Source organism: Haloferax sp. ATCC BAA-644 (genome assembly GCF_000336975.1).
Classification (GTDB): Archaea; Halobacteriota; Halobacteria; order Halobacteriales; family Haloferacaceae; genus Haloferax; species Haloferax volcanii.
In genome coordinates, this window is sequence record NZ_AOLF01000031.1 from 67,029 (window position 1) to 83,251 (window position 16,223).

General features: G+C 65.6%; 12 protein-coding genes. 5 read left to right on the forward strand and 7 right to left on the reverse strand.

Translation table 11 applies throughout. The features are described 5' to 3' along the window. Nucleotides 1-44: 44 nt before the first annotated feature. The 6 genes from C458_RS13805 to C458_RS13830 all read right to left on the reverse strand — a co-directional run bounded on the left by C458_RS13805 (nucleotide 45) and on the right by C458_RS13830 (nucleotide 7,456). The gene (locus C458_RS13805; protein ID WP_008576574.1) at nucleotides 45-500 is read right to left on the reverse strand and encodes a hypothetical protein; all 456 of its coding nucleotides are present in this window, start codon (nucleotides 498-500) and stop codon (nucleotides 45-47) included. A gap of 2 nt (nucleotides 501-502) precedes the next feature. Beyond that, nucleotides 503-1,837, reverse strand: coding sequence for an ABC transporter ATP-binding protein (locus C458_RS13810; RefSeq protein WP_008576575.1), 1,335 nt, complete (start codon nucleotides 1,835-1,837; stop codon nucleotides 503-505). Continuing rightward, nucleotides 1,834-2,913, reverse strand: a complete 1,080-nt coding sequence (locus C458_RS13815; protein WP_004065800.1) for an ABC transporter ATP-binding protein — start codon at nucleotides 2,911-2,913, stop codon at nucleotides 1,834-1,836. Before C458_RS13815 ends, C458_RS13810 begins: the two co-directional genes overlap by 4 nt. Further along, nucleotides 2,910-4,349: an ABC transporter permease gene (locus C458_RS13820; RefSeq protein ID WP_008576576.1), complete on the reverse strand. Its 1,440-nt coding sequence runs from the start codon at nucleotides 4,347-4,349 to the stop codon at nucleotides 2,910-2,912. Before C458_RS13820 ends, C458_RS13815 begins: the two co-directional genes overlap by 4 nt. A gap of 6 nt (nucleotides 4,350-4,355) precedes the next feature. Beyond that, entirely contained in the window at nucleotides 4,356-5,405 is a 1,050-nt protein-coding gene (locus C458_RS13825; RefSeq protein WP_004065796.1) for an ABC transporter permease, read from the reverse strand. A 212-nt stretch (nucleotides 5,406-5,617) separates the two neighbouring features. Beyond that, nucleotides 5,618-7,456, reverse strand: a complete 1,839-nt coding sequence (locus tag C458_RS13830) for an ABC transporter substrate-binding protein (RefSeq protein WP_008576577.1) — start codon at nucleotides 7,454-7,456, stop codon at nucleotides 5,618-5,620. Nucleotides 7,457-7,691: 235 nt separating this feature from the next. Here C458_RS13830 and C458_RS18510 point away from each other — a divergent pair, with 235 nt between their 5' ends. The 3 genes from C458_RS18510 to C458_RS13840 all read left to right on the forward strand — a co-directional run bounded on the left by C458_RS18510 (nucleotide 7,692) and on the right by C458_RS13840 (nucleotide 13,464). Then, nucleotides 7,692-7,859: a hypothetical protein gene (locus tag C458_RS18510; RefSeq protein WP_004045091.1), complete on the forward strand. Its 168-nt coding sequence runs from the start codon at nucleotides 7,692-7,694 to the stop codon at nucleotides 7,857-7,859. 83 nt (nucleotides 7,860-7,942) lie between these two features. Then, entirely contained in the window at nucleotides 7,943-8,362 is a 420-nt protein-coding gene (locus C458_RS13835) for a PPC domain-containing DNA-binding protein (RefSeq protein ID WP_008576578.1), read from the forward strand. Nucleotides 8,363-8,364: 2 nt separating this feature from the next. Continuing rightward, complete coding sequence (locus C458_RS13840) at nucleotides 8,365-13,464, forward strand: DNA polymerase II large subunit (RefSeq protein ID WP_008576579.1); 5,100 nt, start codon at nucleotides 8,365-8,367, stop codon at nucleotides 13,462-13,464. Nucleotides 13,465-13,523: 59 nt separating this feature from the next. Here C458_RS13840 and C458_RS13845 read toward each other — a convergent pair whose 3' ends face one another. After that, the gene (locus C458_RS13845) at nucleotides 13,524-14,786 is read right to left on the reverse strand and encodes a PQQ-binding-like beta-propeller repeat protein (protein ID WP_008576580.1); all 1,263 of its coding nucleotides are present in this window, start codon (nucleotides 14,784-14,786) and stop codon (nucleotides 13,524-13,526) included. Nucleotides 14,787-14,960: 174 nt separating this feature from the next. Here C458_RS13845 and C458_RS13850 point away from each other — a divergent pair, with 174 nt between their 5' ends. Together C458_RS13850 and C458_RS13855 are read left to right on the forward strand one after the other, a co-directional pair. Continuing rightward, nucleotides 14,961-15,248 carry a rubredoxin-like domain-containing protein gene (locus C458_RS13850; RefSeq protein WP_004065787.1) on the forward strand — a complete coding sequence of 96 codons (288 nt, stop codon included), beginning with the start codon at nucleotides 14,961-14,963 and terminating at the stop codon, nucleotides 15,246-15,248. Between the two features lie 72 nt (nucleotides 15,249-15,320). After that, nucleotides 15,321-16,217, forward strand: a complete 897-nt coding sequence (locus C458_RS13855; protein WP_008576581.1) for a ketopantoate reductase family protein — start codon at nucleotides 15,321-15,323, stop codon at nucleotides 16,215-16,217. The last annotated feature ends 6 nt before the right edge of the window (nucleotides 16,218-16,223 follow it).

Below are 16,223 nucleotides of genomic sequence, written 5' to 3' on the forward strand. Positions count from 1 at the left end.
TATATGGTAAAAGGCATCGAAGGTCACGGGTGGCCCCGAGCCGGTCAGTAGTTGAGTTCGAAGACGACTTCCATCGCGTACGAAGTCGCGAGGATACAGACCGACGCGAGGAGGAGCTTCACCCCGCTCGACGGCCGCTCGTCGCTGTTCGCCGGTCGCAGTCGCGGCGGGAGTATCGCGTCGAGCGCGTCCCCGACGAGCTTTTCGACGCCGATCGGTTCGTCGCGCCCCGAGAACAGGCCGCCGTCGCTGCTGCCGCTGCCGCCGTTACCGTCGTTCTCGTCCCCGTGTTTCCACGCCGCCTTCGGGCGGACTTTGAGCGACGCGTAGCCGAACATGGCGAACCCGAGAAAGAACATGAGCCACTTCGCGCCGGGCAGTCCGTTGCCGGCGAGCGTGCTCACGACGGCGGTCACGACGAACACCACGCCGGTGAGGGAGACGGCGTAGACCACGGCGTCGATGGCCTTGACGCCGAATCGGCGTGGGTCGAACTCCATGGCTATTGGACGAGCGTCTCGAAGACGGTCGCCGGTTCCTCGTACTCGGCCTCGTGGCGGTGACAGAGGCTCAGTCGTCCCCGGTTGCCGACCGCGAGCTGTTCGGGTCGCTCGTGGTCACAGACGCTGCCGAACTCCTCGCGGAGGTAGGCCCGTGCGGCGTCCTCGTCGTCGTTTTCGGCGTAGTCGGCGGCCTCGCGGATGTGGGTCATCACGCCCGAGGGCGCGTCGAAGTCGCCGAACAGTTCGGGGATGATTTCGTCCATCCCGGCGCGGTGGGTCTCGCGGCCGAGCAGTTTCCGGACGCGGTCGCTCAGCGAGGGGTCGGCGCGAGAGCGCTCGCGCAGGACCTCGCGGAAGATTTCGATGCGCTCCCAGAGGTCGGGGTCCATCTCCCTGTACGCCGCCGGGCGAATCTTCACCGGGCAGCGCGTCGAGAACGGACAGCCAGACGGCGGGTCCCGCGGGCTGGGCGGCGTCCCGCGGAGGGTGATGCGGTCGCGCTCGACGGTCGGGTCCGGCTCCGGAATCGACGACAACAGCGCGTGAGTGTACGGGTTCGCCGGCTCGTCGAACAGCTCGTCTGCCGGGCCGATTTCCATCATGTTGCCGAGGTACATCACGGCGACGCGGTCGCAGATGTGGCGGACGACCGCGAGGTCGTGGGCGATAAACAGGTACGTCAGCCCGAACTCGTTTTGCAGGTCTTCGAGCAGGTTGAGAATCTTCGCCTGCACGGACACGTCGAGCGCCGACACCGGTTCGTCGAGGATGATGAACTCCGGTTCGAGCGCGAGCGCCCGGGCGATGCCGATGCGCTGGCGCTGGCCGCCGGAGAACTGGTGCGGGTAGCGGTAGTAGTGCTGTTCCTGCAACCCGACGGTTTCGAGCAGTTCGCGGACGCGTTCGCGGCGCTCTGACGGCGTCTTCCAGTCGTGAACGTCGAGCGGCTCGCGGACGATTTCGCCGACGGTCATCCGCTCGTTGAGGCTCGAATCGGGGTCCTGGAACACCATCTGCACGTCCTCGCGGAACTGCTTGAGGTCGGAGCCGGACAGCGTGGTGATGTCCGTGCCGTTGAGCTTGACCTCGCCCGCGGTGGCCTCTTCGAGGCGCATCAGCGTGCGACCGAGTGTGGACTTCCCGCAGCCGGACTCACCGACGAGCCCGAGCGTCTCGCCGCGCTGGATGTCGAACGAGACGCCGTCGACCGCCTTCACGGGGTTGCTCCCGAGGATGCCGCCGTCCTCGTAGTAGGTCTTGAGGTCGTTGACCTCCAAGAGCGTGTCTCCGCGCGGCTTCGCAGTCTGTTCTTCTTCCGTGGATGTCGTACTCATCGCGTGTCACCTCCGCGCTGTCCGCCCTCGCGGTGGACGGCGACCGCCTCCTCCGTGGGGAGGTCGTCGGGGTACAGCAGGCACGACGCGCGGTGTCGGCCCGTGCCGTCCCCGACTTCGACGGGCTCTGGGTGGACCGTGTCGCACTCGGTGAACGCCTTCGGACACCGGGGGGCGAACCGACAGTAGGTCGGGTCCTCGTTCGGCGTCGGCACGTCGCCCTCGATGGTCGCGAGCTGTTCGTCCTCGTCGAGCCCCTGTCCGGGGATGGAGTTGAGAAGCCCCTGCGTGTAGGGGTGTTTCGGTGACTCGAACAGTTCGACGACGGGTGCGCTCTCGACGATTTCGCCCGCGTACATCACGTTGACGCGGTCGGCGATTTCGGCGATGACGCCCATGTCGTGGGTGATGAACATGATGCCGAGGTCGCGTTCCTCTTGCAGTTCTTCGAGGAGCTCCAGAATCTGCGCCTGGATAGTCACGTCGAGCGCGGTCGTCGGCTCGTCGCAGATGAGCAGTTCGGGGTCGCACGCGAGCGCCATCGCGATGACGGCGCGCTGGCGCATCCCGCCGGAGAACTGGTGGGGGTACTCGCGGACGCGGCGGTGGGCGTCCGGAATCCCGACCGCTTCGAGCAGCTCGATTGCCTCTTTCGTCGCCGCCGACCCGCTCAGTCCGCGGTGGAGGCGAAGCGCCTCCTTAATCTGGTTGCCGACGGTGTAGACGGGGTTCAGACTCGTCAGCGGGTCCTGGAACACCATCGCGATGCTGCCGCCGCGGATGGAGCGCATCTGCTTTGCCGACTTGTCGAGGAGGTCCTCGCCGTCGTACATGATGCGGCCGTTTTCGATGCGGCCGGGCTTTTCGACCAGCCGCATGATGGAGCGGGCCGTGACGGACTTGCCCGACCCGGACTCGCCGACGATGCCCACGGTCTCGCCGCGGAAGATGTCGAACGAGATGCCGTCGACCGCGCGGATGACCTCCTTGTCGGTGTAGAACGACGTTCGGAGGTTCTCGACGGAGAGCAGCGGCTCGCCCTCGGTGCGGGCCGAGCGCGCCTGTTCGGTGCTCATGCGCCACCTCCGGTGGCCGCGGCCTCGTCACCGGTGTCCGCCTGCGGGTCGATGGCGTCGCGGATGCCGTCGCCGAAGGCGTTCAGGCCGGTCACGACGAGCGTGATGAGGAGGCCGGGAAGCAGCGAGATGTGCCACGAGGGGCTCGCGACGTACTGCTGTCCGTTCGCGATGAGCCGGCCCCACTCGGGGGTCGGCGCGGTGATGCCGAGCCCGAGGTAGGAGAGCCCGGCGACGCTGATGATGATACCACCGAGACTGAGCGAGGCGTAGATGAGCATGTAGCTGAACACGTAGGGTGCCATGTGCTTGCGCATGACCTGCGTCGGCGTCTGTCCGAATGATTTCGCGGCGTCGATCCAGTCCTCCTCGGAGACCTGGAGCGCCGGGCCACGTATCGACCGCCAGATGAACGGCCAGTAGACGATACTGAAGATGAGGATGATGAGCACCGCGCCGTCGTACAACTCCCTCACCCAGGTGTTCTGGAAGATGACGAGCATCAAGATGAGGACCATGATGACCGGCAACGCCTGTATCGAGTCTGAGACTAACACCGTCGCCAAGTCGGCCAGTCCCTTGTAGTACGCCGTTATCATGGCTAAGCCGAGTCCGATGAGGCCGGCGATACCCATGGCGACGACGGCGATTGTCAGGGATATCCTGGCCCCGAACACCACCTGTGTGAACAAGTCCTTCCCGTTTGTCGCCGTGCCGAACGGATGGAACCTGCCGAAGTCGTCGTACGTCAGCGGCGCGACGTTCTCGTCGCCCGCCCCCTGCGACCCGGAGCCGATGTTGGCCTCGCCGACGAGGACGGTCTCGACGCTCTGGGTGTCTTCGCTCCAGTAGCTGACCTCGTAGTCGTACGGCTGGAGGATGTTCCGCTCCATCGTGGTCGGACCGAGCGCGGGCGCGAATACCGCCATGACCACAAACGTGATGACGATAATGAGCCCGAACTTGCCCCAGGAGTGATTCCGGAAGCGGTTGACCACGTCGTCCCGCGGCGTCCAGTCGACGCGGCGGTAGTGGCGGCGGAACCGGTTGTAGCCGTTCCACGCCCACGCCAGCACCGCGAAGGCGTACGCGTAGACGAACACGACGCGGATGGCCCACGCGACCGCGGGTGAGAGCCCGAGGAAGGTGTTCTGGTAGCTAGTCCCGTTCCAGTAGCCCTGGTTCGGAATCACGTCGCGGGAGACGAGCGTCGGAACCGCGTCGAACGCCGCCTGCAACGACTGGACGGCGGACGCGCCCGGGTCACCGGGAAGGAGGTTGACGACCACGCCGGCGACGGCACCGACGACTTGGAGGATAGCGCCCAGTTCGACGCCGACGAGGACTGCACCGACGGCGGCCCAAATCAGCGCGGGCTGGGGATTCTCAGCGACTCGTTGTCGGAGCGGAATTTCGGTTTCGGTTGTCGTGCTCACTGTGATTCACCCGTCGTACCCGACGCGCGGGTCGATAATCGTGTACAGGAAGTCCTGAAGGATGTTCGTGCCGACCAGGATGAGGATGAAGATGAACATCAGCGTCCCGATGAGCGGCAGGTCCCCGTTGATGGCGGCGTTGAAGAACAGCCAGCCGAGGCCGTTGATGGCGAAAACCGTCTCGACGAACACCGACCCGCCGAGAAGCAGGAACGCCTCGCCCGTGATGATGGGCACGAGCGGGATGAGCGCGTTCCGGAAGATGTGCTTCCAGACGAGCGAGCGCCCGGAGACGCCCTTCGCGCGGGCGGTCTCGACGTAGTTCGAATTGATGGTTTCGAGGACGGCGGTACGGCCGATACGCATCTCGTTGCCCATCGACGCCGAGCCGAGGACCAGCGCCGCGGGGGCTATCTGCTTCGTCGCCCGGACGAATGACTCTATCCACCCGCCGGGGTCAGCGAGGAACTGTTCGACCGGCGACTGGAAGAAGCCGAGCGCCGGCGGCGTGACGACGTTCGTCCTAACAATCCACGTCTGCCACGTGAACAGGCCGTTCGTCCACGACCCGAGCTGTGAGAGCGCCGTGACGAGCATGATGGCCAGCCAGAAGTTCGGCATCGCGCGCCAGACGATTCCGCCGAAGGAAGCGGCGTAGTCGGAGGGCGTGTTCGGGTTCAGCCCGGCGTAGAAGCCGAGCGGAATCCCGACGAACAGCGCGATGACGACCGACCAGAACCCGAGCCAAATCGTCCGGGGCGCGTAGATTTCGATGAGTTCGTACGCGGTCGTCCCGGGCGCGATGACCCACGACTGGCCGAGTTGGAAGGTGAACAGGTCGTACATGAAGTCGAGGTACTGACTCCATAGCGGCTGGTTCAACCCGAGGTTCGTTCGAATCTGTTCTGCCGCCTGTGGGTTGTATTGCGTCCCCAGAATCGCTGAAACGGGGTCGAGTGGCCCCAGGCGGATGAGGGCAAACGTAATCGTCGTCCCGAAGATGACGACAGGAATCGACATCAGTACCCTGCGGAGGAAGTACTGCCATCGACTCATGGCATCACCTCGCAGACCGTTCGAGCGGACATTGTTGTAAGTTTTTACTGAGTGGTATGGATATGTCTTGCGCTTTGAGGTCCAAATATCGCAGTTTCAGCAACTCTGCTGCCAGATTATTTCATATGGTGGCCACTAATTGTACGCTTGTCAAAAATATTCGGCCGTTTCGATTGAGACGGGACGCGAAAGCGTTCCCGTGTTCCTCGGTTTTATCGGTTGAGGGTGACGGTGTTGAGCTTCTGGCGGCTCGGACCCATTCCACCGAACGGTTCGATGTCGACGGTGTCGTACCAGAACGTCTCTTCCTTCTGGTTGTAGACCGGCAGCATCGCGACGTCTTCCCAGTTGGCCATCTCGATGTCGACGTAGGCCTCGTCGCGGACCTGCTGGGCCTCGTCGGTCGGCGCGGGGTTGTTGACGACCTGCTGATAGGCCTCGGTCGCCTGCTGGGCGGCGTCGCCGTTTTCGGCCGTCCAGTTGACGTACGAGATGGGGCCCTGTTCGGACGTATCAGTCTGCGGCGGGTTCAGGAGCTGCAGGAAGTTGTCCGGGGCCGGCCAGTCGGCAATCCAGCCGAGGGTGTACGCTTCGAGCTGACCGTTGCGGCCGCGTTCGAGAAGCGTCGAGAAGTCGGCCTTCTGAATCTGCATGTTGATGTGGGCGGATGCGAGCTGGTCGCGGAGGATGCTCGCCATCTCCTCCCACGCGTTGTTGTTGTACTGGGTCCACTGGACCTCGAACTGGTTGTCCGGACCGTAGCCGGCCTCCTCCATGACCTGGCGGGCGGCCTCGATGTCCGTCTCGCCCGCGCTGTACGGGTAGTCGGAGCTGACGAGGTCGCTCGCGGCCTGCGCACCGCCGGGGAAGATGGTCGGCGGCGTAAAGAGCTCCGCCGCGGAGCCGCGGCCCTTGAACACTTCCGAGACCATCTGGTCTTGGTTCAGGACGTAGGCGAACGCCTGACGGACCGCCTTCGGGACCTTGTTCATGTTGAAGCCGACGTAGTAGATGGAGAGGGTCGGAACGCCGACGTAGTTGAGCGTCTTCCCGTTACGGACGGGGCCGTACGTCCCGATTTCGCGACCGTACTCGTCGGTCGACTCCACCTGAGCCAGTCCGGGGTCGTACTGCGCGGTGGGCAGGGTGAAGTAGTCCGCGTTCTCGTTCATCGCGTAGTTGTAGCGGGCCGTGTCGTCCTCGATGACCTGCCAGCGGACGTTGTCGACCTGCGCGACCTGCCCGTAGTAGTCGTCGTACTTGGAGACGGCCGCGGCGGTGCCCTGCTCCCAGAACGCGAACTCGAACGGACCCGCACCGATGGGGTTGTTCGACGCGAACTCGGTGTACTCCATCTCGCCGTCGTGACCCTCGATGTCGCCGAGGACGCCCTCGGGAAGGGCGGCAAAGGAGGTGTAGGCGAACATCTCGAGGGTGTCGTGGAACGGCTCCGAGAGGTTGACGACGAGTTCGCTCTCGCTCTCACCGACTTCGAGACCGAGCGACCCGGGCACGTAGTTGCCCTCGTCGTCCGTCTCGTGTTCGACGCCGACGGAGTCGAGGATGAAGTAGGCGCGACGGCTGTTCTCGGAGGCCGCGAGGCGCTCCCACGAGTAAATGAAGTCCGAGGCGGTGACCTGGTCGCCGTTGTGGTAGGTCGCGTCCGCGAGCTCGAACGTGTAGGTCGTGAAGTCGTCGGAGACCGTGTAGTCCGCGGCGAGCTCGTTTTCGACCGTCGGGAGGGCGTTCTGGTAGGACATCAAGCAGTCGAAGACCTGCTGGATGAGGATGCCCGACGACGTGTCGGTCGCGGCGACGGGGTCCATCGTCGTGATGGTCCCCGAGAGGGTGCGGTTGAACACCGACCCGGACAGCTCCGTGCCCGTGTCCTCTTGGGTCGTCGACGAGGTGGTGGTCTCCTCGCCACCGGATTCGGTCGTCGTCGTCTCTTCACCGTCACCGCCGGTACAACCGGCGAGAGCGGCGGCCGTGGCGGCCCCACCCGTTGCCTTCAGGAAGCGGCGACGCGAGAGTTTGTTAGTGTCTGGCATTCAGAACGAAATTTTCCCGGCGCGTGGATAAACTTACCGTATTCGATTTGTTTGATATAGTGTAGCGTGGAAGGGTGGTAGTTCCATACCCAAGCGGCGAAAACTGCCACGAGAATCCCTACAAAACTCGTTTCACATTTTAAACCCGCTTTCGAGGCGACAGAATCAGTCAACGGGACACTTCTCGGCCCGCAGTTTCGGTCCACTTATATAGGGGTGTCACTATGTATCATACATGACGCCGGATGCGACGGCTTCCGTCGACGACTCGGGCGCCGAGGTCATGGCCTCGGTGGATCGCTCTCAGACGGGCCAGCGTCTTATTATCGCGGATATCTCCCGCGACGACGCGTGGCTCGCTGCTGACGTAGCCGACGCGCTCGCGCTCGACGAGTGGCAGTAATCGCACCGGCCCGTAAGCCCGCCGCCGGACGCCCGGCGGACAGACCATTCACATTTTAGTCCGACTCGCTCGTGGTACGCTGCATGAACGCTCGAGCGGTGACGGTGAGCGAGGAGTACCTCGCCCGTCTCGAACACGGTGCGGACTGGCGCGAGGAGATCGAGGAGTTCTGCGCGCGCAAGGACATCGAGTCCGCGTGGTTCAACGCCATGGGTGCCGTCCAGGACGCCGAACTCTGGTTTTACGACCAGACGGACCAGGAGTACCAGTCCGTGACGTTCGACGAGCCGCTCGAAGTCGCCGCTTGCGTGGGTAACGTCGCGCTCCTCGACGGCGAGCCCTTCGCACACACGCACGCGGTTCTCTCTCGGCGGAGCGGCCAGGCGCTCGCGGGACATCTCGACTCAGCGACCGTCTTCGCGGGCGAACTGAACCTCCGCGCCTTCGAGGAACCGCTCGAACGCGATCACGACGCGGTGACCGACCTCGACCTCTGGCTGTAACCGTGCGCGAGGAGGAAACCCGGTACTTCCGTCGCATCGAAGCCCGCCTCGACGAGGCGTTCGACCTCGCGGAGGCCGCGAAGGCGACGGGGTACGACCCGAAGACCGAAGTCGAGATTCCGGTCGCCAAGGACATGGCCGACCGCGTCGAAAACATCCTCGGCATCGACGGCGTCGCAGAGCGCGTCCGCGAACTCGAAGGCGAGATGTCCCGCGAGGAGGCCGCGCTCGAACTCGTGACCGACTTCGTCGACGGCAACGTCGGCGACTACGACTCCCGCGAGGGCAAAGTCGAGGGCGCGGTCCGCACCGCCGTCGCCCTCCTCACCGAGGGAGTCGTCGCCGCCCCCATCGAGGGCATCGACCGCGTCGAAATCCTCGAAAACGACGACGGTACGGAGTTCGTCAACGTCTACTACGCCGGCCCGATTCGCTCGGCGGGCGGCACCGCACAGGCGCTCTCCGTGCTCGTTGCTGACTACGCCCGCTCGCTGCTCGACATCGACGAGTACAAGGCTCGAACCGACGAGGTCGAGCGCTACGTCGAGGAGATAAACCTCTACGACAAGGAGACCGGCCTCCAGTACTCGCCGAAGGACAAGGAGTCGCGCTTCATCGCGGAGAACATGCCAATCATGCTCGACGGCGAGGCCACCGGCGACGAGGAGGTCTCGGGCTACCGCGACCTCGAACGCGTCGACACCAACTCCGCCCGCGGCGGCATGTGTCTCGTCATGGCCGAGGGTATCGCCCTCAAGGCCCCGAAGATTCAGCGCTACACCCGCCAACTCGACGAGGTCGACTGGCCGTGGCTCCAGGACCTCATCGACGGTACCATCGGCAAGGACGACGGGGACGCCGACGCCGACGCCGACGACGCGGGAGACGACGGCGACGAAGCCGACGAGGCCGAGGCCGACCCGGACGCAGAGACCGACGACGCCGAGAGCGACGCCCCCGACGGCCCGACCCGCGTCGAACCCGCGACCAAGTTCCTCCGCGACCTCATCGCGGGCCGCCCGGTGTTCGGCCACCCCTCCGCGCCCGGCGGCTTCCGCCTGCGCTACGGCCGCGCCCGCAACCACGGCTTTGCGACCGCGGGCGTCCACCCCGCGACGATGCACATCGTGGACGACTTCATCGCCACCGGCACGCAGATCAAAACCGAGCGTCCCGGCAAGGCCGGCGGCGTCGTCCCCGTCGATTCCATCGAGGGGCCGACGGTCAGACTCGCCAACGGCGACGTGCGCCGCATCGACGACCCCGAGGAGGCGAAGGAACTCCAGAACGGCGTCGAGAAGATTCTCGACCTCGGTGAGTACCTCGTCAACTTCGGGGAGTTCGTCGAGAACAACCACCCGCTCGCGCCCGCCTCGTACGTCTTCGAGTGGTGGATTCAGGAGTTCGAGGCGACCGAGGCCAACGTGCAGGCGCTCCGCGACGACCCCGCCGTCGACCTCGAAGAGCCGTCGGTCGAACAGGCCCTCTCGTGGGCGACCGAGTTCGACGCCCCGCTCCATCCGACGTACACCTACCTCTGGCACGACATCTCCGTCGAGCGGTTCGACGCGCTCGCCGACGCCGTCGCGGCCGGCGATGTCGTCGCCGCCGAAGCCGACGGCGGCACGGCCGGCGCGCTCGAACACGACAACGAACCCGAGCGCGGACTGGAGGGGACGCTCGTCCTCGACAACACGCCGGAGATTCGGGAGGCGCTCGAACACCTGCTCGTCGCTCACCGACAGACCGACGAGACGCTTCGCGTCCCCGTGTGGCGACCGCTCGCCCGGAGCCTCGGTCTCACCGACGACCGCGAGCGGACGTGGGAACTCCCCGACCTCTCCGAGCGCGCCCGCGGGTGGGACGACGGCGATAACGCCGTCGAGGCCGTCAACGAGGTCGCGCCCTTCGTCGTCCGCGAGCGCGCGCCCACCCGCATCGGCAACCGGATGGGCCGCCCGGAGAAGTCCGAGCGCCGCGACCTCTCGCCCGCGGTCCACACGCTGTTTCCCATCGGCGAGGCCGGCGGGAGCCAACGCGACGTTGGCGACGCCGCCAGACACCGCGGCGAGTCCGGCAAGCGCGGCCAGATTTCGGTCCGCCTCGGTCAGCGCAAGTGCCCCGACTGCGGCGCGTTCGGCTTCAAATCGAAATGTTCGGAGTGCGGCGGTCACACCGAACCCCACTACGAGTGCGACGACTGCGGGAGCGTCATCGAACCCGACGAGTCGGGCCGCGTCTACTGCGAGCGCTGCGAGTGGGACGTCGAGAGCGCCGAGTGGCAGGACATCGACCTGAACACCGAGTACCGAAACGCCCTCGAACGCGTCGGCGAGCGCGAGTCGTCGTTCCAGATTCTCAAGGGCGTGAAGGGGCTCACCTCCGCGAACAAGACGCCCGAACCAATCGAGAAGGGCGTCCTGCGGGCGAAACACGACGTGTCGTCGTTCAAAGACGGCACCGTCCGCTACGACATGACCGACCTGCCCGTCACCGCGGTCCGCCCCGAGGAACTCGACGTGACCGCCGACCACTTCCGCGAACTCGGCTACGAGACCGACATCGACGGCGAACCCCTCCGGTTCGACGACCAACTGGTCGAACTCAAAGTCCAGGACATCGTCCTCTCGAACGGCGCGGCCCAGCACATGATGCAGACCGCCGACTTCGTCGACGACCTCCTCGACCAGTTCTACGGCCTCGACCGCTTCTACGAAATCGACGAGCGCGACGACCTCATCGGCGAACTCGTCTTCGGGATGGCACCCCACACCTCCGCCGCGGTCGTCGGCAGAGTTGTCGGATTTACGACAGCCGCAGTCGGATATGCGCACCCGTACTTTCACGCCGCGAAGCGCCGGAACTGCTTCCACCCGGAGACGAAGGTCTGGTTCCGAGACGAGACCGACCGCTGGCGATACGACGAGGTTCGAACGCTTGTCGAGGAACGACTCGATGACCCGGAAACCGACGACTTCGGGACGCTCGTTCAGGAACTGGACGGAGACGTGTACGTTCCGTCTCTCTCTAGAGGCGGTCGAGAGACGATTAAACCGGTCGAAGCCGTCTCTAAGCACGTCGCACAGGACCACCTCGTGCGAATCGAGACTCGCGGTGGAAGAGAACTAACGGTCACTCCAGACCACACGGTGATTCGAGCCAGCGACGGCGGGTTCACGCGGGTTCCCGCGCACGACCTTGATGAAGGCGATGCGCTTCCGTCGCCCAAGCGCGTCGACATCGACGCGGACCCGACCCAGTTCGACTTGCTCGATGAGTTCCTGAACGGCGAGTCGATACCGGCCGAAGACCTGATGATTCGGGGGCTCGGTGCGGACCGAATCCGGTCGCTATTCGACGAGCATACGGAATCGAACGGCTACGTAAAACCGGTCGCCGAGAGGCTCGGACGGGGCGATTCGACGGTTTACAACTGGGTCTCTCGCGACAGCGTTCCGGCATCGGTGTTCGTGGAGATTTTCGGAGACGCCGAAACGGTCGTCGACGTGCTTCCGCGTGACATCTCTCTTGGGGTCCGCCGCGATACCGCGACCGTTTCGAGAGTGCTCGATATCGACGAGGCGTTCGGAACTGTTCTGGGGTACTACGCCGCCGAAGGCTTCGCGAGGGCGTCGCCTGGAAACTTCTACCAGACGACGGTCTGTATTCCGGACGAACTCGCCCGAGAACGCATCCTCGATACCGTTAGCGAAGCGCTCGGCGTCGACGCGTTCGAGGAGAACGAGTGGAAGGTCACGATTTCGAGCAGACTCGTTCAGTCGCTGTTTGCGGACGTCATCGGATGCGGGTCGCGCGCCGAGGACAAACGCGTCCCGGACTCGATACTCACCGGCCCCAAGCCGGTTCTTCGGTCCTTCCTGTCGGCGTACTTCTCCGGCGACGGAAGCGCGTCTTCGGACCGCGTGGAGATCCGCGCGCACACCGTGAGCGACGACCTCAAACGCGACCTCGTTGCCGCCCTCAAACGATTCGGCATCGCCGCGAAGACCTACTCCGAGCGCCGAACGCCACGGACGGGTGCAGTCGCGGAGTTCTACGACGAAGACGAGGTCCCGACGTTCGACTCGTGGGTCCTCAAACTCACGTCGGAGAACGCGGTTCGATTCGCCGAGGAAGCCGGCTTTCATCTCCCTCGAAAGAGTGAGGCGCTGGCGAGCGCGCTCGACGACACGGACATCCGAAGCCAGCGTCTCTTCTCGGACGGCGGGGATACGTGGCTCGACGAAGTCGTCTCGGTCGAATATCTCGAAAGCGATATCGACCACACCTACTCGTTGACCGTCGAAGATACCAATTCGCTGGTCGCCAACGACCTCCACGTCGCGCAGTGCGACGGGGACGAAGACTGTGTCATGCTGCTCATGGACGGTCTTCTCAACTTCTCGAAAGAATATCTCCCCGACAAGCGCGGCGGGCAGATGGACGCGCCGCTCGTCATGTCCTCGCGCATCGACCCCTCGGAGATCGACGACGAGGCGCACAACATGGACATCGTGCGGCAGTACCCCCGCGAGTTCTACGAGGCGACGCTGCGAATGGAAGACCCCGACGACTGGGAGGACGAGGTCACCATCGCCGAGGAGTACCTCGGGACCGACCGCGAGTACACCGGGTTCGACCACACCCACGACACCACGGACATCGCCGCCGGCCCGGACCTCTCTGCGTACAAGACCCTCGGGTCGATGATGGACAAGATGGACGCCCAGTTGTTCCTCGCGCGGAAGCTCCGGGCGGTCGACGAGACGGACGTGGCCGAGCGCGTCATCGAGTACCACTTCCTGCCGGACCTCATCGGCAACCTCCGCGCCTTCTCCCGACAGGAGACGCGGTGTCTCGACTGCGGCGAGAAGTACCGCCGGATGCCGCTTTCGGGCGACTGCCGGGAGTGCGGCGGCCGGGTGAACCTCACGGTCCACCAGGGCTCCGTGAACAAGTACATGGACACCGCGATTCAGGTGGCAGAGGAGTTCGACTGCCGCGACTACACGAAACAGCGCCTCGAAGTGCTCGAAAAGAGCCTCGAATCGGTCTTCGAGAACGACAAGAACAAACAGTCGGGAATTGCGGACTTCATGTAGTTCCGGAATCGGCTTTTCGGCCAAGTTTTGCGAGTCGAGCGACTCCGCCGCTCGGCGTCTCAGTCTTGCGCCGCCCCTAACCCGTGGAAGCCGTCGGCGGCGACGACGTACACCGCGCCGTCGACGGGGACTGCGGCGGCGACGCCCCGTGAAATCACGTCCGCCACCTGCACTTCCGGGGTCTGGTGTGTCCACAACTGACGTTCTTCATCAGTGTTGTACGCTGCTAGTCGTCCCTGTTCATCGGAAACTAATAACGCTTCTCGTGCGCGCGCGTGTGGAGCGCCGGAGAAGCGCGCCGCCGCCTCGCGTCCGTCGTCGCGCGACAGCGTCGCGGTCTCCCCGTCGACCGCGACGTGGAGCACGTCGTCGGCGACGACCGGCGCGCCGCTTCCCGGCGACCGCCATCGTTCGGTGCCGTCGCTCGGGGCGAGCGAGAGGAGCTTTCCGTCGCGGGTGGACAGATACGCGGCCTCGGGCGTTGCCACCGGCGTCGTCCACTCGCTCGCTTGCGCCTCGACGCGGAAGCGCCGCTCGCCGGTCGCGAGGTCGACGGCGTGGACGGCGTCGCTCGTCACGACGAACACCGCCCCGTCGGCGACGGCGGGCGCGCCCTTCGCGTCGCTTTCGAGGTCGTAGCGCCAGCGTTCGCTCCCGTCCGCGAGTTCGAACGCCCGGAGCTGGGTCGGGACGCCGTCGAACCCGCCGCCTGAGACGACGGCGACGCCGTCGCCCACCGCGGGCGGGCCGTGGATACCGTCCATCTCGGGGCCGCGCCAGAGCACTTCGTCGCGGTCGGCGGCGAGACAGAACACCTCGATGAAGGTCGTGACGACGACTCGGTCGCCCGCGACGACGGGCGGCGAGTTCACGCCGTAGCCGACAAGCGGGGTTACCGCCCGCTCACCCATCGTCGAGGGGTCGCGTCGGACGAGTGCTCGCTTGTCGCGCCCGCGCCCGTGGAGGTTGTAGAGGCGGTCGCCGTCGAGGACGGGTGAGCCGCCGGCGTTCAGCCGCCAGTACTCCTCGGCGTCGGTCGGAATCGAAACGTCGGGGTTGTAGCCGGTGTTTCCCGCGTCGAAGCGGTACTGCGGCCACGCCCCCGACGGGGAGAGCGCGGGGTCGCCCGGCGGCGTGGCCGTCACGCGTTCGTCCGGCCCGGAGGTCGGACCGTAAGTCGTAGACGGTTCGGCGGTGGTGGTCGTCGCCTCGGTCGTCGTAGGACCGGACGACCCGCCGTCGCGGCCGAGACAACCGGCGACACCGAACGACGCGCTTCCGAGCAGTCGGAGGAATCGGCGGCGGCTCCGAAGACGGGGCATACTGTCGGATCTATGACGTGGCGGTAAGTGCTTTGTCGAGCTACGCGATTCTATATCGCGGTATTAGATTTATTATTTATAGGGGTCTCACTGCCGACCTATTGATGGGCTCGCTCGACCTCGACACGGATTCGGCCGTTCCTTTTTATCCGCTCGCGCGACGACTAGTCGCGTATGGCTGACGAGACACAGCCGACGGTGGGAATGACGGTGTACGCGGCGGACGGAACCGAACTCGGGAGCGTCCGCGGTTTCGACGACGACGGCTTCTTCGTGACGACCCGCGAGGGACTCGCGGGGATGTCCGTCGAACACGAGCGCGCCGGCCACGAGTTCGGTGAGGCCGAGTTGATGTGGCGGTGTAGCGACTGCGGCGAGATGGGCGACCTCGACGAACTGCCCGACGCCTGCCCGAACTGCGGTGCCGAACGGGAGCAACTCTACTACTGGACCGAAGACTGAGGCCTCGCCCCCGATTCGACCGCCGCACCCGCGAAACTCGCCATTTTTGTCGTCCGCCGAGTACGGGTAGCCATGCGAATTCTCGTCTTCGGCGCGGGCAGTCTGGGCACGCTCGTCGGCGGCCTCCTCGCGTCGGTCCACGACGTGACGCTCGTCGCCCGCGACCCGTACGCAGCCCGGGTGTCGGCGGCCGGGCTCGACATCGTCGGTGCCGAGTCGGCGCACATCTCGCCGGCCGCGACGACGACCGAAACGGGCCACGACGCGGACCTCGCGCTCGTCACGGTCAAGTCGTTCGACACCGCGGCCGCTGCCGACGCGCTCGCTGACTGCGACGTGGACGCGGTGCTGTCGCTCCAGAACGGACTCACCGAGGAGGCGCTCGTTTCTCGCCTCGACGCGCCGGTCCTCGCGGGAACGGCGACCTACGGAGCGCGATTAGTCGAGCCGGGCCGCGTCGAGTGCACCGGCGTCGGTCGGGTCGTCTTGGGCGCGCTCGACGGCGGATCCGACCCCCTCGCGGAGCGCGTCGGGAAGGCGTTCCGCGACGCGGGGCTCAACACGCTCGTCGCGACCGACATGCCGCGACGGCGCTGGGAGAAACTCGCCGTCAACGCCGGCATCAACGCGGTCACCGCGCTTTCGCGGGTCGAAAACGGCGCGCTCGCGGGCGACGACGCCGGCGAACTCGCACACCGAGCGGCCCGCGAAACGGCCCGTGTCGCCCGATTAGAGCGCGTGTCGCTCCCGAACCGCGTCGCCCGCGAGGCAGTCGACCGCGTGGTCGAAAAGACCGCCGCGAACCGCTCGTCGATGTTGCAGGACGTGGCGGCCGAAAAGCGGACCGAGGTGGACGCTATCAACGGTGCGGTAGTGGATATCGCCGCCGACCACGGCTTCGAGGTGCCGACGAACCGGACGCTCGCGGCGCTCCTCCGGGCGTGGGAGCGGGGAGCAGGGCTTCGGTAGTCGCGT